14 protein-coding genes and 1 pseudogene are annotated in these 22,542 nt (G+C 37.0%); 7 read left to right on the top strand and 8 right to left on the bottom strand.

The window, feature by feature from the left end:
* The 3 genes from ACFIKY_RS06560 to ACFIKY_RS06550 all read left to right on the top strand — a co-directional run.
* Positions 1-504, top strand: a 504-nt coding sequence (locus tag ACFIKY_RS06560; protein WP_375661559.1) for a tyrosine-type recombinase/integrase, incomplete at its 5' end; no start/stop codon positions are given.
* Between the two features lie 928 nt (positions 505-1,432).
* Entirely contained in the window at positions 1,433-2,647 is a 1,215-nt protein-coding gene (locus ACFIKY_RS06555) for an NADP-dependent isocitrate dehydrogenase (RefSeq protein ID WP_375635881.1), read from the top strand.
* 121 nt (positions 2,648-2,768) lie between these two features.
* Complete coding sequence (locus ACFIKY_RS06550; protein WP_375635880.1) at positions 2,769-4,196, top strand: MFS transporter; 1,428 nt, start codon at positions 2,769-2,771, stop codon at positions 4,194-4,196.
* Positions 4,197-4,239: 43 nt separating this feature from the next.
* Here the strand turns inward: ACFIKY_RS06550 and ACFIKY_RS06545 are convergent, their stop codons facing one another.
* From ACFIKY_RS06545 to ssb, 7 genes and pseudogenes are all read right to left on the bottom strand, one after another.
* Positions 4,240-5,439, bottom strand: coding sequence for an MFS transporter (locus tag ACFIKY_RS06545; protein ID WP_375635879.1), 1,200 nt, complete (start codon positions 5,437-5,439; stop codon positions 4,240-4,242).
* Between the two features lie 1,298 nt (positions 5,440-6,737).
* Positions 6,738-7,856 carry a tRNA guanosine(34) transglycosylase Tgt gene (tgt, locus tag ACFIKY_RS06540; RefSeq protein ID WP_375635878.1) on the bottom strand — a complete coding sequence of 373 codons (1,119 nt, stop codon included), beginning with the start codon at positions 7,854-7,856 and terminating at the stop codon, positions 6,738-6,740.
* A 1,446-nt stretch (positions 7,857-9,302) separates the two neighbouring features.
* Entirely contained in the window at positions 9,303-9,815 is a 513-nt protein-coding gene (locus tag ACFIKY_RS06535) for a peptidylprolyl isomerase (RefSeq protein WP_375635877.1), read from the bottom strand.
* A gap of 18 nt (positions 9,816-9,833) precedes the next feature.
* Positions 9,834-10,427, bottom strand: a complete 594-nt coding sequence (locus ACFIKY_RS06530) for a peptidylprolyl isomerase (protein WP_375635876.1) — start codon at positions 10,425-10,427, stop codon at positions 9,834-9,836.
* A pseudogene (gene coaD / locus ACFIKY_RS06525) lies at positions 10,417-10,936 on the bottom strand (pantetheine-phosphate adenylyltransferase). The gene ACFIKY_RS06530 and the pseudogene coaD overlap by 11 nt, the downstream one beginning before the upstream one ends.
* Before the next feature lie 24 nt (positions 10,937-10,960).
* Positions 10,961-13,744, bottom strand: coding sequence for a DNA gyrase subunit A (gyrA, locus tag ACFIKY_RS06520; RefSeq protein WP_375635875.1), 2,784 nt, complete (start codon positions 13,742-13,744; stop codon positions 10,961-10,963).
* Positions 13,745-13,972: 228 nt separating this feature from the next.
* Positions 13,973-14,479, bottom strand: coding sequence for a single-stranded DNA-binding protein (ssb, locus tag ACFIKY_RS06515; RefSeq protein ID WP_375633841.1), 507 nt, complete (start codon positions 14,477-14,479; stop codon positions 13,973-13,975).
* 332 nt (positions 14,480-14,811) lie between these two features.
* Between ssb and uvrA the strand changes: the two genes are divergently transcribed.
* The 4 genes from uvrA (at position 14,812) to ACFIKY_RS06495 (ending at position 21,291) form a co-directional block, all read left to right on the top strand.
* Positions 14,812-17,754 carry an excinuclease ABC subunit UvrA gene (uvrA, locus tag ACFIKY_RS06510; RefSeq protein ID WP_375661558.1) on the top strand — a complete coding sequence of 981 codons (2,943 nt, stop codon included), beginning with the start codon at positions 14,812-14,814 and terminating at the stop codon, positions 17,752-17,754.
* Positions 17,755-18,782: 1,028 nt separating this feature from the next.
* Positions 18,783-19,121 (top strand): P-II family nitrogen regulator, encoded by a 339-nt coding sequence (locus ACFIKY_RS06505; protein ID WP_015856528.1) that lies wholly within the window; start codon positions 18,783-18,785, stop codon positions 19,119-19,121.
* A gap of 59 nt (positions 19,122-19,180) precedes the next feature.
* Positions 19,181-20,590 (top strand): type I glutamate--ammonia ligase, encoded by a 1,410-nt coding sequence (glnA, locus tag ACFIKY_RS06500; protein WP_015856529.1) that lies wholly within the window; start codon positions 19,181-19,183, stop codon positions 20,588-20,590.
* 155 nt (positions 20,591-20,745) lie between these two features.
* A complete protein-coding gene (locus ACFIKY_RS06495) occupies positions 20,746-21,291 on the top strand; it encodes a hypothetical protein (protein WP_375635873.1) in 546 nt (181 codons plus the stop codon).
* A gap of 34 nt (positions 21,292-21,325) precedes the next feature.
* On the opposite strand, the gene ACFIKY_RS06490 is transcribed toward ACFIKY_RS06495, so the two are convergent.
* Entirely contained in the window at positions 21,326-22,114 is a 789-nt protein-coding gene (locus ACFIKY_RS06490; protein WP_375635872.1) for an ATP12 family chaperone protein, read from the bottom strand.
* Positions 22,115-22,542 lie beyond the last annotated feature (428 nt).

Genomic DNA, 22,542 nt, shown 5'->3' with positions numbered 1-22,542 from the left:
GATGTCGAAAAATATTATCAAAGATGGCATCATGGTACCCATGAACGTGTCTGGATTGATGTTCTTTTATATACGGGCTTGCGTCGTGGTGATGCAGTACGAATTGGTTGGAAAGATGTCAAAGATAATATCATTCACCTCAAAACAGAAAAAAGTAAATTCCAAACAGATGTTTTTCTTCCTATTTTACCGGAACTAGCAAAAACACTTGAAATTGGTCCTATTGGAGAAAAAACATTCATCTGTAGTAAAATGAATCAAAAATTCACCAAAGAAGGCTTTGGGAATGCATTTAGAGACGCTTGTAATGCGGCTGGAATTAAAAAATCAGCCCATGGATTAAGAAAATTAGCAGCAACACGCGCAGCTAACTCTGGTGCAACAGTATCACAACTCAAAGCAATTTTTGGCTGGACAGAAGATCAAATGGCATCTCTTTATACAAAGAGCGCAGATCGTAAAAGACTAGCTCTTGAAGCTATAAAAAAGCTCCAAAAAAGTTAGGGATAGAGACAAAAAAAACGTAATAGAATCAAAATTCATTAATTCCCTTATATTCTATATAATTTTTTGATTTTATTTACTCTATACCCGCCCCTTGGGCGTACCATCATCTTTTTTTCTATGTGTAATACATTCATTTTATTCGTATTTTAAAAAATGAGGAATGCATAAATAAAAACGAGGGAATAAGATTTTTAAAGGGATCTCTTCGTAAAAAAGATACAAGAATCATTAGATAACTGATTTCTTTGTTGCATTTCGAGGATAGTGTTTTACTGCGCACAGTTAATAACAATAAAAATCGATAAAATATAAAAATTAGAGGGTTCTAGCTCGTGATCCGGTGAGTTTATAAGCCATATTCTTGCGTATACCGTTAATTTTTAAATTAAAACCAGCCACATCATTTATACGTTTCTTCCAACCTTCAAAACTGAAATTTACCCCAAAACGCATTTTATATGAAGCATTTCTAATTACAGTGCCTGTGCATCACATTAAACTTTTCTATAAACAAGCAGACCGTAATCTTAGAATTGAAATGCGATATAAAAATAGATTCTTATTCACCTAACACAACAAATCAAGAAACTATAATTTAGAATACGATCAACTTATTAAATGGAAACTCTGATAATAAAAATGCATAATCCCTGCCCCCAGTGATCTAACTACCTTATCTATTAAACAGATTCTTCATCAATCATAGAATAATTATAGATTTGCAAACACATCACTTCTTTTCAAAAAACTTCTATTCAAAAATTAAACCCTCCAACAAAATTTACACTCTATTGATAATATATTCTAAAAATTGATAATATATTCTAAAAGCTCATATTTGAATGCTTTTTTCCCTTGTTTTTACTTTTCATTATAAACTTGAAAGTGCTATAAAGTAGTATCGCTTAAAAAAAAAGGACTTCTAATGGCAAAGATCAAAATAGAAAACCCCGTTGTTGAACTTGATGGGGATGAGATGACCCGTATCATCTGGAAATATATCAAAGATAAATTAATCCATCCCTATCTCGACATTGATCTCAAATATTATGATCTTTCCGTCGAAAATCGTGATGCAACCAATGATCAGGTAACAATCGATTCTGCCAATGCTATCAAAAAATATGGGGTTGGTATAAAATGTGCAACCATCACACCTGATGAGGCACGCGTTAAAGAATTTAACCTAAAAAAAATGTGGAAATCACCTAATGGCACAATTCGCAATATTTTAGGAGGAGTCATTTTTCGCGAACCCATTATCTGTAAAAACGTCCCTCGCCTTGTTCCTAACTGGACAAAGCCAATTATTATCGGACGTCACGCTTTTGGTGATCAGTACAAGGCAACAGATTTTAAATTTCCAGGAAAAGGGAAATTAAGTATTAAATTTGTAGGTGATGACAATCAAGTTATTGAACATGATGTTTTTGATGCCCCAAGCGCAGGGGTTGCTATGGCTATGTATAACCTTGACGAGTCAATTCGTGATTTTGCCCGCGCATCCTTTAATTATGGACTACAACGGAATGTTCCAGTTTATCTTTCAACAAAAAATACCATTCTAAAAACTTACGATGGTCGTTTTAAAGATATCTTTCAAGAAATATTTGATACGGAATTTAAAACTGAATTTGAAAACCGTAAATTATATTACGAACACCGCCTCATTGATGATATGGTTGCTTCTGCACTTAAATGGTCAGGGGGCTATGTATGGGCATGTAAAAACTATGATGGTGATGTTCAATCTGATATTGTTGCTCAAGGCTTTGGTTCCCTTGGTCTCATGACCTCTGTTCTTATGACACCAGATGGTAAAATTGTTGAAGCAGAAGCAGCACACGGCACAGTAACACGCCATTACCGTCAGCATCAAAGAGGCGAAGAAACATCAACAAATTCTATCGCATCTATTTTCGCATGGACACGTGGACTGGCGCACCGTGCTAAACTAGATAACAACGAGAAATTAAAAAACTTCGCCAAAACATTAGAAGAAGTTTGTATTAAGACCGTTGAAGAAGGTTTTATGACCAAAGATCTCGCGCTTTTGATTGGACCTAAACAAAAATGGCTTTCTACAACAGGTTTTCTTGATAAAATTGATGAAAATCTTAAAAAAGCTGTGAACAATTAAGTTATCACTTCATTTAAATTCCAAAGCTCTGCGAAAGGAGGGCTTTGAATCTTTTCTTGGCAAATTCAGATAACTGCCTTATAAATAAAAAAGGTCAACTCTTTACTGAATAGCAAAAACAGTGAAAAAAAAAAGCTGGTCTGCACTTTTATTAGGTAAAAATGGTATTCGCTTTTTAACGTTTATAGGCGGTGTAGTGTTGCACGCTACTAACGTTTATGTGGTTATTACTATTTTACCCTCTCTTATGAGTGATCTTGGCGATGGACTGTATTATTCTTGGGTGGCAACTGTTTTTATTACAGCGTCGCTCCTTGGGACTTCGCTTGCAACAAAAATATTAGAGAAAACAGGTCCTCGCAAAGCTTATGTGATCTCTGGTTTTATTTTTACTTTTGGTACCTTCATATGTGCTACAGCTTCGGCTATGCCATTATTTTTAATAGGGCGCTTTATTCAAGGATTTGGAAGCGGCTCTTTACTATCCCTATCCTATTCTATGGTGCGTCTTGTTTTTAGTCCATCTGTATGGTCACATGCATTGAGTATCATCTCTGGAATGTGGGGAATATCAACCTTGTTAGGACCAGCTATCGGTGGCATTTCTGTACATTATGGCGTATGGAGAGCATCCTTTTGGGTTATCGGCATATTAGCGATAATCTTCTTGCTCATAGCTCTTAAAGTTTTACCAAAAGAAAATGAAAGAGAGATTCCAACATCCCCTTTTCCTCTCCTACAACTCTCCATACTCATCTTATTAATTTTTATTATTTCTGCTGGTAGTGCTATAAATACCACAATTGCGCAAATTTGCGGATTAGTTATTGGATTAACCCTTTTCTTTGTTCTAGCAAAGATCGAATCATCCACACTTCATCCCATGTTACCGCATAAATCCTTTTCCTTCTCTTCTGAGTTTTTTTCTATTTATGCATTGATACTCGTTATGACGACAGTCGTGTATAGCGTAGAGCTTTATTTTCCACTTTTTCTTCAAGAGCTTCATGGACAAGCCCCACTTATTGCTGGTTATATAGCGTCACTCATGAGCTTAGGCTGGACATGCGGTTCTCTATCAAGTGCTGGTATATCCGCAAAAAAAGTTCGCAGCATTATTGTGTATTCCCCCATATTAAGCCTTTTCGGTATAAGCAGTCTTTTATGGCTCATTCCAATAAAAGATTCTACATCTGAACATATTTTTATCATTTGCTTAGCATTGTTTTCTATCGGGATTAGCGCAGGCATAGCGTGGCCGCATTTGTTAACACGGATCTTACAATGTGCAAACAATGAAGATACTCTACGTGCTAGCGAATCCCTTACCTCTGTACAGCTATTTTCAGCCGCGTTAAGTGCAACACTTGCAGGAACAATCACCAATTTTGCTGGTCTCTTTAATCCTGGAGGAATAGTAGGAATGATTTCAGCCGCCAAGACTCTTCTTGTCGTACTCATCGGTCTTTTATTTTGTCTTGGTATTCCATTTGCTCTACGCGTTTCCTATCGCATATTAAAAAACCCAACAGGACAATCAAATAACTAAATAAATAAAAAAATATTTTTTCTCTTAATAGTTAAAAGAAATGTTAAGTATGCTTCTCCATATACCATGAGACGCAAAAAATCATTAATCCACACAAAGTCAGAACACTTCCTAAAATAGCTGTATATTCATAACTATAGCCCAATTTTAAAACTAATGCTCCAGATTCTGCACCAAGAGCGTTGGCAATATTAAAAGCAGACTGCATTAATGCTCCTGCCAAAATCTGTCCCTGTAGTGCAACATCCATAATTTTTGTTTGTATAGAAGGCATAGCAGCAAAAGAAGTCCCAACAAAAAAGCATCCTACTGCCGCTGTTAACGGAGCATAGGATAAAAAGAAAAAAAGAAAAAAAACAAATACGCTCCAAAGCATAGAAAAAAATATCATCGGCGAAATACCAATTTTAACAGCTAATTTAGGCCCCAAGAGATTTCCTACCACCATTCCCAATCCAACTAGCGGCATGATAAATGGTACCCACTCAAGTGAAACACCAGAAATATGCATTAATGTTGACTTGATATAAGTGAAAACAGAAAATAATCCTGACGCTCCCACCGAAACCATAAACAAAAGAAGCCATACCTGCTTTTGCTTTAATGCACCCATTTCGTGCAAAGGATTCGTTTTTGGAAAACTTAAATCACAAGGCAAAAAATTCCAAATAAGCAAACAACATAATAAAGCAATCATACCAACAAGGACAAAAGCAATCTGCCAACCAATAAGTTGACCAATCCAAGTAGCACTGGGTGCTCCCAAAACGGTTGCAATTGTTAAGCCAAGCATAACATATCCAACAGCTTTAGAACGTTCTTTCATTTCTACCATTGAAGAGGCAACCATAGCCGCAAGTCCAAAATAGATTCCATGGGGAAGTCCACTGAGAAAGCGTAATACTACTAATATGCTAAAATCAGAAACAAAGGCACTAGCAATATTTGCTAAAGCATAAAAAAGCATCAATCCTATCAAAACAGTTTTGCGTGATACCTGAGCTGTTGCCACAGCTAAAAGAGGTGCTCCAATCACAACTCCTAATGCATAAGCAGAAATATATTGACCAGCGGTAGGAATATCAACATATGAACTTCGTGCCATCTCTGGCAGTAGCCCCATTGCAACAAACTCTGCAGTACCAATAGCAAAACTCCCCACGGCAAGAGCTAAAATTATTAAACGCCGTATTCTCGAATCAATTCCCAATGCAAGAACTTTTTGTTTATAAGAATCCCTCATATCATCACTTCTGGATAAGAGTTTTAACTGTAGATATCTGTAATATACACAAACAAAAATTCAAAACATTGTTATACGCATGCCCAATAGTCCCCAATAAAGTTTTAGAAATATTTTGATATATAAAGCATTTTATGGAGTTTTAAGTAAGTTCTTTAACGGAAAATCTTTGAAAACCTCAAAGTTATAGATGTATTCACCTATTTTTATCGAATCTGCCAGATAATAAAATTTGTCTCCTCTTTTCAGCAGTTCCGATTTTACAGTAAAACCTTTATTTTGCAACGATATCCTATACCCTATAAATAATTCTAAAATTTGTCGAATAATGCACTTCAAACAAGTGAACCACATCTCATCATTATCTTGATACAAAAATAAAACTTCTCACAAAATTATTGTTGCATTATTTTTGTTATCTAAATGCAGATCATCCAAATTGATAAGCTATAATTTCAACTTTACGCCATTCTTATAAATTATTATAGAATCCTTTAAAAACTCTCATGATAATAGTGCTTGGTTTCTAGATTTATTAAATATCCTCTTTTAGGCAGCTTTACCCCTCCCTCCTCTAACAGAGGAATCGCATCAGATATCTAACTCATTATCTTTAAATTAAAATATTCACGTAAATATATATGCTTATTTTCAGATAAATTCTATAAACAGAGCAGAAAACAAATATAATAAGTTTTATTTTAATATATTTATCTATATTTTATAAATATGGTAATTATCGTGATTAATGTTTAAATTTTTATGATATAACAAATTTTTTTATTTTATATATTAATAATATTATATAAATCTATTGTAAGTAATACTTATATTAAGATATTAAAATAATGAAAACTTAAAATATACAATTATAATATTTAAAATGTTATAATCTTAGCTTAGTTTTCTTTTAATTTTCTAAAATTTATCTATACGGTTGTATATAACCCATTCTTTACCTTTAGTAATAAAAAACACAAATTAGCTCATAAAAATACAATTTTCATACTTCTTTAAGAGTTCGCTAACGCCTCATTAACATTGTTGCTTTAAACAGTCATCAGAAACAGAAATAAACTGTTTTTCTCCGGATCAGGTAGCGCGTACCGGAGTAACAGTTTCTGTTTTATATAGTAATTAGAAAAAGAATATATGCCCTATAAAACCGCACTGCTATATCTTAGGATAGTGGAATTTATAATTTTGGAAGGTGTTTCTAATTTCATATTTTTAGCTAAATTTGTAAGTGCAAGAATAAATTCAATAAAAAAATGAAACGTTATATTACGATTAATATTTTAGCGTCCTTGTGCCCATAGCGCACGAGTTTCAGCGCAAAAATCAGCATAACAGCCTTCTTCAATGGCATCACGAATTCCCTGCATCAGTTGTTGATAATAAAAAAGATTATTCCAAGTCAACAACATACCCCCAAGAGATTCACCAGATTTGATCAAATGATGCAAATAAGCACAACTATAATCATGTGCTGCTGGACAAAGTGACTGCGAATCAAGAGGATGTGGATCTTCTGCATAACGCGCATTACGCAAATTAATTCTACCAAAGCGGGTAAAAGCTAAACCATGACGTCCTGCACGCGTCGGCATAACACAATCAAACATATCAACACCACGAGCAACACTTTGTAAAATATCATCAGGTGTTCCTACTCCCATAAGATAGCGTGGTTTATCCTCTGGTAAAATCGGACAAGTAGTATCCAATACTGCTGTCATAACACTCTGCGGCTCACCAACAGCAAGCCCTCCAATAGCGTAACCTTTTAAATCCATTTCTTTTAATGCTTGAGCAGAACGTTCACGCAGTTTCATATTATCACCACCTTGAACAATCCCAAACAATGCTTTATCTGGCTGATCTCCAAAAGCTGTTTTACAACGCTGCGCCCACCGCAATGAAAGTTCCATAGCTTCTTCCATTTCTTTTTCAGTTGCAGGTAATGCAATACATTGATCTAACTGCATCTGGATATCCGCACCAAGAAGTTCTTGAATTTCGATAGAACGCTCTGGACTCATTTCATAGTAAGCTCCATTAATGTAAGAGCGAAAAATCACACCTTGTTCAGTAATTTTACGGATTCCCGCCAATGACATAACCTGAAAGCCACCAGAATCGGTTAAAATAGGTCCACTCCAGCGTGAAAATTCATGTAATCCTCCCAAACGCGCAACACGTTCAGCTCCTGGACGTAACATTAAATGATAAGTATTCCCTAAAATGATATCTGCACCAAGATCACGTATCTGATCCATATACATAGCCTTAACGGTTCCCGCCGTTCCAACAGGCATAAATGCGGGTGTACGAACACATCCTCGCCCCGTTATAATTTCGCCTCGACGTGCATACCCATCTTGAGCAATTTTTCTATAATGAAATGTCTTTATCATAACTCTCGTCTTTTTGATTCCATCAATGCATATCTCTATAGAAAGAAAAAAGGTATCCCCTTACGAGCATTGTCATAAGCTTTATGAATTAATTTTTGATTCGCTCAATATTGTAACCAGCATAAAAAATTAAACGAGATAAAAGAACATTTCTTGTTAAGAAATCACCATAATAAAGTGATAATCTAGCTCCAGAAAAATAGTAAAATCTTTATAATATCATACCTCAAAATACCTACGCTTAACGCACTAAATCCTTAATAGAACTGCAAAATTATTATCACAATAATCTCATCTTCACATACTTCCATAAGCAGTAACTTTGTACGCATAGAAGAAAAATCTGAACGCATTGTACAGCTTACAATATTCTTTACTTTTACAGATAAAAATTTTTCATCTACTGGGCACGGCGATCCTCACGCTTAATAAAAGCGCAAATGAGCATAATCATTTATCCCCTCACAATATTGAGATAATTCACAAAAAAAATTAACGTGTAATAAAAACACTTAAAAAAACTAAAAATGCTTTTTGTAAAGATTCTCAAATACCAAAAACTCTATCGTAACATTAGAGGCTGAAAAAGCGTATGATGGTACCCGCTCTTGCTCCTTCACAAGCTTTAAAGATGGTAGTGCATAATAGATTTATACTATTATAGCTTTAAAACTATAAACGCCATAAACGTCATTGTGGAAGTGAATGTTGATATGCACTGAGAAATGCTTCTTAAAAAACACGTAAATATGCAACATAAGTATATTCCGTTTGGAACGTTCCTCTATTAAAAAGCGAGAAAAATAAAAGCGTAAGGCTATGCATAACCTTCATTATTTAAATGATATTGCTTTAGATACTTTTTAAAAAAGTAAAGCTGAATTAAAAAGGAGATGGCAAGACTAGCCATTTGTTTCACCTCTGCGCCTTTATATTCTTCTAAGATTAAACTGTCTTCTTGTTTTAAAGATTACACCAATGATATATAATATAAAAGCTGTTTTCCTACCTTGCTAGGAAAACTGGAGCAGCTAGTAAGGCTCTTATCCGTATTAATATGTGTTTCAAACATGCTGCTACATTAGGATTGGATGTTGATTTACAAGCAGCAACAAAAGCACACGCTCTCTCAGGAAAGTAACATCATAAAACCATTAATAGACCGACAATGAATTGAAGAGAAATGCCGAATTTTTTATAAAACACTTTTCCAAACAACAACCATAACACAACAGACTTTGCGTTTTCTTATTCTGACAGGTGTTTGTACAAATCCTTTGCATTATACTCTTCAGGAAGATCCGATTGAAGGAAATATATGGACAATTCTTAGCTCGAAATTATAAAAGGTAAGCGTGATACTACAAAAAAGTTTTGTGTGCCTTTATTGATCAGAAAAGAGTATTTTTTCTTAGAAACTTACAATTGAAATCAGTATAATTTACACTATTTTGCATCCGCAGCAATAACGGCTTTGGTAATTGAATCTGGATCTGCAACAGGTTCACCACGTTTAATTTTATCAACATTTTCCATACCTTCAACAACCTGCCCCCATATGGAATATTGACGATCAAGCCACGGAGCATCTGCAAAACAAATAAAAAACTGAGAATTAGCAGAATTTGGATTCTGACTACGTGCCATAGAAACTGTACCACGCTTATGAGAAAGATTTGAAAACTCTGCTGTTAAATTTGGTTTTTCTGCCCCCCCCATACCCGCACGTGATAAATTGAATTTTTCACTATCCTTCTTTCCAAATTGCACATCCCCAGTTTGCGCCATAAAACCATCAATAACGCGATGGAAAATAACATTATCATAAGCACCTTCACGTACCAGTTCTTTAATACGTGCAACATGACAAGGCGCTAAATCAGCCAAAAGATCAATAACAACTCTACCCTTTGTTGTTTCAAGAATTAAAGTATTCTCTGGATTTTTATTCTCAGCCATATGGAAAGCTCCTTTGATTCATTTCTCAACTTGTAAAGTAGCAGCATTAATAACATCAGGATTTTTTACAGATCCATTATTGCTTGTCGTACCTTTTTTTATTTTATCAACAACATCCATCCCCTTTATAACCTCTCCAACAACCGTATACTGACCATTTAAAAAAGCAGCATCATCAAAACAAATGAAGAATTGAGAATTCGCGGAATCCGGATCTTGTGACCGTGCCATCCCAACAGTACCACGCTTAAACGGCTGCTTTGAAAACTCTGCCGGTATATTGGGATAATTTGAGCCACCCATACCAACGCGTTTCAGATCAAAATCTCTACTGCCTTTTTTTCCAAACTTTACATCACCAGTTTGTGCCATGAAATTAGGAATAACGCGATGAAATACAACATTATTATAGGCTCCCTCTTCTGTTAATCTTTTAATTTGCGCAACATGTTTTGGCGCCAAATCAGGACGCAGACGAATAATGACATCACCATCTTTGAGAGATAAAACAAGAAGGCTTGCATCACTCGCTGGACTAGAATTACCGGCGACAGCGGACAATGAAAAAAAACAAAACACACATAACAAAACAGCAAAAATTCTACGAGACACAATTATTCTCCCCTAAAAGATTGGAATTTCGAGCTCAAAGCTTGTGCAATATTGGGCGGTACAAATGGTGTTACATCACCTCCCATAGAGGCAATTTGGCGTACCAATGTAGAAGTTATTGCACGCCCAGAAACGCTTGCCGGCAAAAAAACAGTTTGCAATTCAGGAGCCATAACGCCATTCATCCCTGCCATTTGCATTTCATAATCAAGATCAGTACCATCACGCAATCCACGAATGAGAAATGAAGCACCAACTTCACGCGCCTTCTCAATTAGAAGGTTGCTAAAGGAAAGAACCTGCAATCGATTAGAATCCGCACCAAAAAAGTCTTTCCCTACCTGCGTAATGAAATCAACACGCTCTTCAAAGCTAAAGAGTGTTTTTTTGTCAGCCTGTATCCCTATAGCGACGACCACCTTATCAGCTAACACAAAACACCCTTTCAAAACATCAAGATGACCATTTGTAAGAGGATCAAAAGAACCTGCGTAAAGAGCAATTTTCATGATTTTACTCCATCCTCTTCAAAATTATTTTTCTTCGCTCATATCAACTGTATCAGAATGCTTCTCACCTTCATCATCTAATGAACTCGTATCATCTTCAGGTTCAGAAATACGTTCAACCGATACGACTCTTTCACCTTTGGCTGTATTAAAAATTGTGACTCCCTTAGTTGAGCGCCCAGCAGTACGAATTCCCTCAACAGGAACACGAATAAGCTGTCCTCCATCTGATACCAACATAATTTGATCTTGCGCCTTCACCGGAAAAGCCGCTACTAATTTACCAATTTCAGCTGTTTTAGATGGATCCGTTGCACGAATCCCTTTTCCGCCACGTCCGGAAATCCGGAACTCATAGGACGAAGAGCGTTTACCATAACCAAACTCACTCACCGTCAAAAGCATTTGTTCACGTGCATGAAGTTCTGTATAACGTTCATCTGTTAACTCTGTTTCAGCACCCCCATCTTCCTCATCAAGAGTTACAATATCTTCAACATCAGCATCTGCACCAGAAGCACGCCGTTCATTCATTACACGTTTAATATAAGCAGAACGCTCAATGGACGTCGCCTCGACATGCTCCAAAATTGTCATCGAAATGACTTTATCGCCTTTAGCTAAATTGATACCACGAACTCCCACAGAATTACGCCCAGCAAAGACACGAACATCAACAACTGGAAAACGGATACATTGTCCATTAGCTGTTGTTAGAACAACATCATCATGTTCTGTACAGGTTTCAACAGAAAGAATTTCATCTTCTTCATCAAGTTTCATTGCAATTTTACCATTACGATTAACTTGAATGAAATCTGATAATTTATTACGACGCACAGTTCCACGTGTCGTCGCAAACATAACATCCAATGCACTCCAGCTCGCTTCATCTTCAGGCAAAGGCATAATCGTTGTAATACGCTCACCTTGTTGTAAGGGAAGCATATTGATCAAAGCCCGCCCACGCGATTGGGGTGTCCCCAGCGGCAATCGCCAAACTTTTTCCTTATAAACAATCCCACGTGATGAAAAGAAAAGAACCGGAGTATGCGTATTGGCAACAAACAATCGCGTTACAAAATCCTCATCCTTCGTGGACATACCAGAACGCCCCTTACCACCACGTCGCTGTGCACGATAGGTATTAAGAGGCACACGTTTAATATAGCCACTATGACTCACCGTTACCACCATATCCTCTGGTGCGATCAGATCTTCACTCTCCATCTCAGCGCTACCAAAACCAAATACGGTACGTCGCGGCGTTGCAAATTCCTCACGAAGAGCACTCAACTCATTCTTAACAATACACATAATGCGTACGCGTGATGCCAAGATATCAAGATAGTCAGCGATATCCACGCCAATTTTATTCAATTCATCAGCGATTTCATCACGCCCAAGGGCTGTCAATCGTTGCAAACGCAATTCTAAAATAGCACGCGCCTGTTCTTCAGAGAGATTATAAGTACCATCCTCATGAATAATATGACGAGGATCATCAATAAGTTTAATCAAAGGCGCGACATCCATTGCTGGCCAGCGTCGCTCCATTAACTGTGCACGTGCTGTCTGCGGATCAGGAGCTTTGCGAATAAGTGCTATAATTTCATCAATATTGGCAACAGCAAGGGCAAGACCAACCAAAACATGTGCTCGCTCACGCGCTTTACGCAAAAGATATTTTGTTCGCCGACTGACAACTTCTTCCCGAAATGAAACAAATGCACGAAGCATATCAAGCAACGTCATCTGTTCGGGTTTTCCCCCATTCAAAGCAACCATATTACAACCAAAGGAAGTTTGTAGCGGCGTATACCGATATAATTGGTTTAAAACAACTTCCGCAACGACATCTTTCTTTAGCTCAATAACAACCCGATACCCATCACGATCAGATTCGTCACGCAAATCAGAGATTCCCTCAATGCGTTTATCGCGCACCAATTCGGCCATTTTCTCAATCATCGTTGCCTTATTAACTTGATAAGGGATCTCACTCACAATAATTGCTTGTCGACCACTGCGAATTTCTTCGATCTCAACTTTAGCACGCATAATGATTGAGCCACGCCCTGTTTCATAAGCTGCACGAACACCAGAATGGCCGAGGATAATGCCTCCTGTAGGAAAATCCGGACCAGGAATAATTTCAATTATTTTATCGAGTGTGATATCGGGATTGTCAATCAAAGCGATACAACCATCAACGATTTCACCAAGATTATGGGGAGGAATATTGGTCGCCATTCCCACAGCAATCCCCCCTGACCCATTAACCAAAAGATTGGGAAAACGCGCTGGTAAGACAACCGGTTCACGCTCACGCCCATCGTAATTATCCTGAAAATCAACAGTATCTTTATCGATATCAGCTAAAAGTTCTTCTGAAACTTTTTCTAAACGACACTCAGTATAGCGCATGGCCGCGGGTGGATCACCATCAACGGAACCAAAATTTCCTTGACCATCAATCAATGGATTTCTTAAAGAAAAGTCCTGCGCCATACGCACTAAAGCATCATAAATTGAAGCATCACCATGGGGATGGAATTTCCCCATAACCTCACCAACAACACCAGCAGATTTACGATATGACTTATTGAAAGAAAGCCCCATCTCATTCATAGCATGAAGGATACGTCGATGAACAGGCTTAAGACCATCACGAACATCAGGGAGTGCACGTGAAACAATCACGCTCATCGCATAATCGAGATAGGAGCGTTGCATTTCATCAATAATACTGATTGGTTCAATACCGGTTAGCACATCACGTTCTGGGTGTGGAGTAAGATCGGTCACAATTTTAAAACTTTCAAAAAAGAATCATTTCACTTTATTTATATCGAAAAATACACCAAAATGCTAATTTCTCCCCCATGACAAAAAAGAAATTTAACAATATTTTTCAATATGTTATTAATTTATGTTAAAATTACCAATAATAATCAACAATTTTCACTTCGCTAAACTTCAAAAATCTGAAACAAACAAATCATAAAGTAATCATAATACGACAAATAAAGACTCTTAAAAAGGTACGTCATCATCTAATTTGTGTGAAAAATTTTCTCCCAATTGATTATTATTTTGACCAAACGTATTTCTCTGATTTGAGTTACTATCGGCAAAGCCACCACTATAACTCCCCCCTTGACTTGCTCCTTGCTCCCCGCCCGCGGCTCCCCGCCCATCAAGCATTTGTAATTCGCCACGGTACTTTTGCAAAACAACCTCTGTTGTATAACGGTCATTTCCATTTTGATCTTGCCATTTTCGTGTCTGTAACTGCCCCTCAATGTAAATTTTGCTGCCTTTTTTTAAATATTGCTCTGCAACTTTGACAAGGTTTTCATTAAAAATAACAATATTATGCCACTCAGTGCGTTCTTTTCGCTCATTTGTATTCCGATCACGCCAACTTTCTGAAGTAGCAATACGCAAATTTGCCACTTGGTCACCAGAATTCAAACGGCGGATTTCAGGATCCGCACCAAGATTACCAATCAAAATAACTTTATTAAGGCTACCAGCCATCGCATAAACTCCAAAATTTTAATTCGTAAAATACTCTGTTTTATAACAGTTATAACCATCTCGACCTTCAATTTACATGTCTGCAATTGACCTTCAATATGGATATTGCTATCCTTTCCCAATATTGTATCCGTGTAATTATAACAAAAGATGATAAAGACGCATAGTTTATTCCACCACGAGAGAATAAAAAGCTGCTTATTTGTATTTTTCTTTTCACAAAACTTATACCTTCCTTTAACATTAAAGCAGTTAAACACATTGTAATTCTAAAAAACAGTTTTATTCCATTTTAGGCGCTCAGTTTTTGTCACATATGCCAAGGATAAAATATGACTTATCAAAAATATATCTCCATTCGCGGTGCACGTGAGCATAACCTTAAAAATATTGATCTCGATCTGCCTCGTGACAAACTTATTGTTATAACAGGACTTTCCGGATCAGGAAAATCATCCTTAGCTTTTGATACAATTTACGCTGAAGGACAACGCCGCTATGTCGAAAGCCTTTCAGCCTATGCACGCCAATTTTTGGAAGTCATGCAAAAACCCGATGTAGACCGCATAGACGGTCTCTCTCCAGCTATCTCCATTGAACAAAAAACAACCAGTCGCAATCCTCGTTCAACGGTAGGTACCGTTACTGAAATCCACGACTACATGCGTCTTCTCTTTGCACGTATTGGTATTCCTCATTCTCCAGCGACAGGACTTCCTATTGAAAGCCAGACCGTAAGCCAAATGGTGGATCAAATTATGTCCTTACCAGAAGGAACACGAATTTTTATTATGGCACCCTTGGTGCGAGGACGAAAGGGAGAATATAAAAAAGAGCTAATAGAACTTTTAAAAAGAGGATTTCAACGAGCTAAAGTTGATGGCGAATTTTATGAAATCCCTGACATTCCACCTCTTGATAAAAAGTATAAACATGACATAGATGTCGTGGTAGACCGCATTGTTGTACAAAAGGATATCACCTCTCGCTTGGCTGATAGTATAGAAACCTGTTTACAACTAGCAAATGGACTTGCCATAGCTGAAATGGCAGACCAACCTTTGACACAAAAAGAAACGACAAAAGAATCTGCTCATAAATCAAAAAGTGATACACACAAACGGCTCATTTTCTCAGAAAAGTTTTCCTGCCCTATATCTGGTTTTTCTATTCCTGAAATTGAACCTCGCCTTTTTTCGTTCAATAATCCTTTTGGGGCCTGTCCTCTCTGCGATGGATTGGGTATCAAAAAGGCAGTGGATCCACTAAAAATTGTGCCAAATAAAAATCTTACCCTAAAGAATGGAGCTATTGCTCCTTGGGCTAAATCGGATTCACTTTATTATAGACAAACCTTAGAAGCATTAGGAAAAGCTTACGGTTTCAAACTCACAGATCAATGGTGTGAACTCTCTAATGAAGCACAACAGGCTATTCTCTACGGTACAAAAAAACAGGCTATTCTCTACGGTACAAAAAAAGATGAAATTTCTTTTATCTATAAAAATAATTCTGGTTCGCATAAAACGACCCAACCTTTTGAAGGAATCATCCCCAATATGGAGAGACGCTGGAAAGAAACCGATTCTGCTTGGTCTCGAGAAGAAATCGAACGTTATATGTCTTCTTCGCCTTGCCCAGCTTGTCATGGTTATCGTTTAAAACCAGAGGCACTTGCTGTAAAAATCCACGGAATGCATATTGGGCAAATATCAGATCTTTCTATTCTAAAGGCAGATGATTGGTTTGCCAATATTCATCAATATCTCACAGAAAAACAACGTAATATCGCCATACGTATTTTAAAAGAAATTCGCGAACGCTTAGCTTTTTTAAATCATGTAGGATTGGAATATCTTACCTTGTCTCGAAATTCAGGAACGCTTTCAGGTGGAGAAAGCCAACGCATTCGGTTAGCATCCCAAATTGGTTCTGGTCTTACAGGCGTTCTTTATATTTTAGATGAACCATCTATCGGTTTACACCAACGCGATAATGAACGCCTTTTGGAAATGCTGCGTCATTTACGCAATCTTGGCAATACAGTTATTGTTGTTGAACATGATGAAGATGCTATTCTCACAGCAGATTATGTTGTCGATATGGGCCCTGCCGCGGGCGTTCATGGTGGAGAAATCATAGCGCAAGGGACACCACAGGAAATTATAGAAAATTCAGCCTCTCTCACAGGGCAATACCTTTCAGGAAAAATGGCTGTTAAAATACCCGCTGAGCGACGCAAAATATCAAAAATGAAAACACTTAAAATCATCGGCGCCAAGGGAAATAACCTCAAAAATATCAATGCGAACATCCCTCTTGGAACCTTCACATGCGTAACCGGTGTTTCTGGAGGAGGAAAATCAACATTTCTTATTGAAACGCTTTTCAAAGCAGCTTCACATCATATCATGGGCTCTCATCACAGCCCTGCCAGCTATGACAAAATTGAAGGATTAGAATTTCTTGATAAAGTCATTGATATCAACCAGTCCCCCATTGGACGCACCCCACGCTCTAATCCCGCAACCTATACAGGCGCTTTTACACCGATTCGTGAGTGGTTTGCCGATCTTCCAGAATCAAAAGCCCGTGGTTATAAAGCTGGGCGTTTTTCATTTAATGTTAAAGGAGGACGTTGCGAAGCATGTCAAGGTGATGGAGTCATAAAAATTGAAATGCACTTTTTACCCGATGTCTATGTTACTTGCGATGTCTGTAAAGGAAAACGCTATAATCGAGAAACACTAGAAATAAAATTCAAAGGACAGTCTATAGCCGATATTTTGGATATGACAATTGAAAAGGCAGAGGAATTTTTCCAAGCTATTCCCGCTATTCATAATAAAATGGAAACTCTCATTAAAGTAGGATTAGGTTACATAAAAGTAGGACAGCAAGCAACCACACTTTCTGGTGGGGAAGCACAACGTGTGAAACTTGCGAAAGAACTTTCACGTAAAACAACAGGACGTACACTCTATATTTTGGATGAACCAACAACAGGTTTACATTTTCACGATATTTCCAAACTTCTTGAAGTGCTGCATGAACTAGTCGAGCAAGGCAACACAGTTATAGTCATTGAACATAACCTTGATGTTATAAAGACAGCCGACTGGATTATTGATTTAGGACCAGAAGGTGGAGATCGTGGTGGCGAAATTGTTGCAATTGGACGCCCTGAAGACATCATTAAGGTTCCCGCTTCCTATACTGGAAAATTTCTAAAAGATGTTTTACTGCGCCCCTCTCTCTATAATTCCAATTCTTAAAAACGCTTTCCATTGTAAATACAGCATACGAACAAAGCCTGTACTTTTATTGTTACCTGTAAACACCAACACCTAAATTCCAGTGGTGCAACATGTTTAAAGCAAAGACTGAAACAAGTTAGCGCTTTATAAGCTGTTTCAGTTTTCGTATTGCCCATAGGAACGCGCGCATAATTGCGTATTTATTCTCTGTTTTTTTATATCTGAAACGGCCAAACAGCCCAATTTGGAAAGAATACGAAGTTTTAAGGGGATAAATTAAGTTCCTATCTTTACATCTCCTTTTAATTTATCTTTACGATTTTCAAAGGCATCCGCAGCAGTATCTTATAATAAAGAGTGCCCATTGCTTCACGCTTTTGTTTATCGCGTTCCTTAATGGAATCACATTCCTCACGAAGAGACAAAACGCCCCAAACAAAATATATTTGCGTTGCCAATTCACACATCTGTTTTAAAGAAATATTTCTCAACGCTCTCAAGCCCATTTCACGACGGCACCTAATGCTATAATGAGAAATCCATTATTGTACACCACCATCTTTTCCAATATTTGTCTTCCCCTACTCCCTAATATTGTAAAACCTTTAGTTATCGAAAGCTTTCATAAAAAGCATTTTATTTTTTTCAAATATTTTTATCCACACACTCGTACTATTCATGATATACAAAGGCATCGTTTTGATTGATTGACGATAAAAAGATCTAAAATGAGAAAATCTTACGCTATTAGAGTTTCTCATTCAGTGTAGAAAACGTCGAATTATCATTATAAGTCAACGTATTATCTAACAAAAAAGAAACAAAACTTTTTTATTATATTATTTTAATTCTTGTACAAGAATTGTAAGATTTTTTCCAAAAAAACAGTATTTGACTTTATTCTACAAAAGAAACTCTCCTAAAAGAGTATAGAGTGTCATTATTTTCGACTTTTTGTGCACAAAGTATCTGTTGGACATCTTACAGTTGTCAATATAATGTGATGCAGTCTAAAAAGACAAAATAACGTTGGAGATAATTTCAGCATGAAAAAAATTGAAGCCATTATAAAACCTTTCAAACTTGATGAAGTGAAAGAAGCGCTTCAAAAAATTGGGTTACATGGTATTACAGTAACAGAAGCGAAAGGTTTTGGTCGTCAAAGGGAACATACAGAACTTTATCGTGGCACGAAATATGTTGTTGACTTTCTACCTAAAGTAAAGATTGAAATTGTTGTGTCCGATGAAAAACTAGAACAAACTGTTGATGCAATACGTAAAGCAGCTCAAACAAAACATATAGGAGATGGAAAGATATTTGTCTTTTCCATTGATGATGCCATTCGTATAGGCACGGACGAAACCGGTATCGATGCCCTTTAATAAATAACGAGAAAATTCACTTTTTTATCTATCTCAACGCCATATTAAGGAAATTGAATATGACAACCGCATCAGATATTATCAAACAGATTACAGACAACGAAATCCGTTTTGTTGATTTACGTTTTACTGATCCACGAGGAAAATTGCATCACATTACAATGGATATCGCAGAGATCAGCGAAGATACTTTTAGTGATGGTGTCATGTTTGATGGTTCTTCAATTGCTGGTTGGAAAACAATTAATGAATCTGACATGGTTTTAATGCCAGATCCAGAAACAGCACATATTGATCCTTTTTTTGCTCAATCTACTTTGGTCATATTTTGTAATGTACTTGATCCTGTCTCTGGTGAATTTTATCGTAGAGATCCTCGTTCTATTGCCAAAAGGGCTGAGGTTTATATGAAATCTTTAGGCATTGGAGATACAATCAATGTAGGTCCAGAAGCAGAGTTTTTTATCTTTGATGATGTGCGCTATAAAACGGATCCTTACAATACAGGGTTTAAACTCGATTCAAGTGAACTTCCCTCCAATGATGATACGGAATATGAAACAGGCAATCTAGGACATCGCCCACGAATAAAGGGGGGCTACCTTCCTGTTCCGCCGATTGATTCCTGCCAAGATATGCGTTCTGAAATGCTCACAGCACTCAAAGATATGGGCGTACAGGTCGAAAAACACCATCACGAAGTAGCAGCAGGCCAACATGAATTGGGTATTCGTTTTGATACACTCGTTCGCGAGGCTGACAAGATGCAAATTTTTAAATATGTTGTACATCAAATAGCAAACAGTTATGGGAAAACAGCAACCTTCATGCCAAAACCAGTTTTTGGTGATAACGGCTCTGGAATGCATGTTCACATCTCCATTTGGAAAGATGGCAAACCCATTTTTGCAGGAAATGAATATGCCGGACTATCAGAAACCTGTTTATTTTTTATCGGTGGTGTTATTAAGCACGCAAAAGCAATCAATGCTTTTACCAACCCATCCACAAACTCCTATAAACGTTTGGTTCCTGGTTATGAAGCCCCTGTTCTTCTTGCCTATTCAGCACGTAATCGTTCTGCATCTTGCCGTATCCCAATGAGCTCCTCACCAAATTCAAAACGCGTAGAAGTTCGTTTTCCAGACCCAACAGCAAATCCCTATTTGGCATTTGCAGCACTTTTAATGGCTGGTCTTGATGGCATCAAAAACAAAATTCATCCCGGACATGCTATGGATAAAGATCTTTATGATCTTCCCTTAAAAGAACTCAAAGAAATCCCTACTGTTTCAGGAAGTCTGCGTGAAGCGCTTGAAGCACTTGACAAAGATCGTGGCTTTCTTAAAGCTGGCGACGTTTTTGATGATGATCAGATTAATTCCTTCATTCAAGTAAAGATGCAAGAAGTCTTGCGCTACGAAACAACACCCCATCCTGTTGAATTTGACATGTACTATTCTGTTTAAACAATCAATACGCATTCTTTTGATTTTTAAAATGGAGGCAAAAGCCTCCATTTTTGTGGATATTCTTCTCATGCAAAAGCGCAAGAGGCTTTTTGCTCATCTGCTTTTCCTTTATAATGTGTTGAATCTCTTCAAATGAATTAACAAGGTTTCTAATGCCGCGAATTTGTTTTCTCGTTCCCCTTCTTTTATGCATTGTCTTTATCACATCAACAACTCAAGCATATACAATAACCAATCAAAAACTCACTGCCCTTGAAAAAGCGACATCCGCTTATAGTAAAGCACTTAAAAATGCCGATGCAAATGCCATCTTAAATGCTATTCCTCCCCAAATCATCAACCGTTTAACCGCCAAAAAAAATCTTAGTCAATCACAATTTCGACAAATCATGAAAAGCCAAATAGAACGGTTGGCAGAAAGTTACAAGATTGAAACGATCAACATTGACCAAAAACAAAAACGTGAAGGTACACTTGATAATGGCACCCCTTATTTTGTTATACCCGTGGAACTTGTAACCACAACAAATGCTGGAAAAAAGTGCTCTATTCACACTGAAATTATTGCCCTACTTCACGATAACCAATGGTATTTTATCCGCGGTAATGACGAAACGCTCTTAAACATAACCAATGAACTATTTCCTGGACTTGAAAAAGTAAAAATCAATCCTCAAAAAGTCACAAAAATACTCTGAGCGAAAAGAATGCACGTAAATAAAAGATTTACCCCTATAAGCAAGTTGTAACAATTGTAGCCGCAGCCTTAAATTCAACTTTTTTATGAGCACGACGCACCATTGTTTCTTTATCTATTCCCCATTGTTCCATCATCCAATCTTCATCTAAATGAGCAATAGACCAAGCATGATCAGCATCAATATTTCCCGCAGCAACAGCAAGAGCAATGAGAGCAGATCCCGTTAAGGTTGTCATCATATGAAGTGCAGCAAGCATATAAGGAGACTCAACGCTACGTAAATAATAACTCACAGCTTGAAGTGCTTCTGGTGATTGTTCCACATGCATCAGCCCTTCTGTCAAATAAAACCTTGAACCCAGTTTTTTTTCTGCCCAATCTAATAAAGGATCCCATTGTTCAGATTGTTTTTGCACCAGCTCTTTAGGTGTCTGTGCACGATAAAAGATCATATCACACGCAACGAAACGCAATAAATCTTCAAAAACAACCTGCATATCATCAGCAATACCATCAATAACAGTATTAACCAAACGCGTCATCGGCATTTTTACAGGATCAACAACGTGCTTTTGGCTCTCAAATTCTTGAGCAACGTATTCAGCAAACACTTCTGTTGGCACATGAAAACGACGCCTTGCAGGCGTTTTAACGGGACGTTCATCTAATAAGATAGTAAAACTCCCTTCCTCACAAGCAATCTTCACTTGTCTATAAAATCGTTTTGGGTGCGGCTGACATGAAAGATTTTGAATCTTTTGAACAGAACTCTTTTTATTCTTATTCAATGGCATATCAAAATGATCCAAAATCTCACGCATATTTGTTTACCTCTGATCTTTTCAAGAAAACGAATGTTTTATATACTTTAATAAAATTTAATCCGACCTTCCCATGCCTCAAAGAAGGAAAAAGACCTTGCCAATCCCAATCTGATTTAAGAGTTATATTTCATGTTTCTTTTACAAACAAGACAATGATAATATCTTTTCATATATTCAATACAGTCATGACTATAGAATAATTTTTAAAATATTATCTTAATTAAAAAGCTGAATATACTGAATTTGATGGTGAAGGTAATCATGATTTACCATTTTGCTTATTATCCACCTACAATAATGTTATCGATACGGACAGCTTCAAAAACAATTTTTGCAAAATATTAAAACAAAAAAGTTCATCATCAAAAAAATGATAGAGCAGTACGGTTTACGTGTCATTCACCTTCGCTTAACCATTCCAATAA

The sequence above is a fragment of the Bartonella sp. CR127HXZ genome (assembly GCF_042194555.1).
In the GTDB taxonomy this organism is placed as follows: Bacteria; Pseudomonadota; Alphaproteobacteria; order Rhizobiales; family Rhizobiaceae; genus Bartonella; species Bartonella grahamii.
Note: the sequence above shows the minus strand (reverse complement) of the source record. Positions and strands in the feature narration are given on the sequence as shown.

Bases quoted from the DNA above. Each gene is read 5' to 3' on its own strand.
- glnA (WP_015856529.1), top strand. From the start codon at position 19,181: ATGACAACCGCATCAGATATTATCAAACAGATTACAGACAACGAAATC.
- ssb (WP_375633841.1), bottom strand. From the start codon at position 14,479: ATGGCTGGTAGCCTTAATAAAGTTATTTTGATTGGTAATCTTGGTGCG.
- ACFIKY_RS06555 (WP_375635881.1), top strand. From the start codon at position 1,433: ATGGCAAAGATCAAAATAGAAAACCCCGTTGTTGAACTTGATGGGGAT.
- ACFIKY_RS06495 (WP_375635873.1), top strand. From the start codon at position 20,746: ATGCCGCGAATTTGTTTTCTCGTTCCCCTTCTTTTATGCATTGTCTTT.
- ACFIKY_RS06535 (WP_375635877.1), bottom strand. From the start codon at position 9,815: ATGGCTGAGAATAAAAATCCAGAGAATACTTTAATTCTTGAAACAACA.
- ACFIKY_RS06490 (WP_375635872.1), bottom strand. From the start codon at position 22,114: ATGCGTGAGATTTTGGATCATTTTGATATGCCATTGAATAAGAATAAA.
- uvrA (WP_375661558.1), top strand. From the start codon at position 14,812: ATGACTTATCAAAAATATATCTCCATTCGCGGTGCACGTGAGCATAAC.
- ACFIKY_RS06505 (WP_015856528.1), top strand. From the start codon at position 18,783: ATGAAAAAAATTGAAGCCATTATAAAACCTTTCAAACTTGATGAAGTG.
- ACFIKY_RS06545 (WP_375635879.1), bottom strand. From the start codon at position 5,439: ATGAGGGATTCTTATAAACAAAAAGTTCTTGCATTGGGAATTGATTCG.
- tgt (WP_375635878.1), bottom strand. From the start codon at position 7,856: ATGATAAAGACATTTCATTATAGAAAAATTGCTCAAGATGGGTATGCA.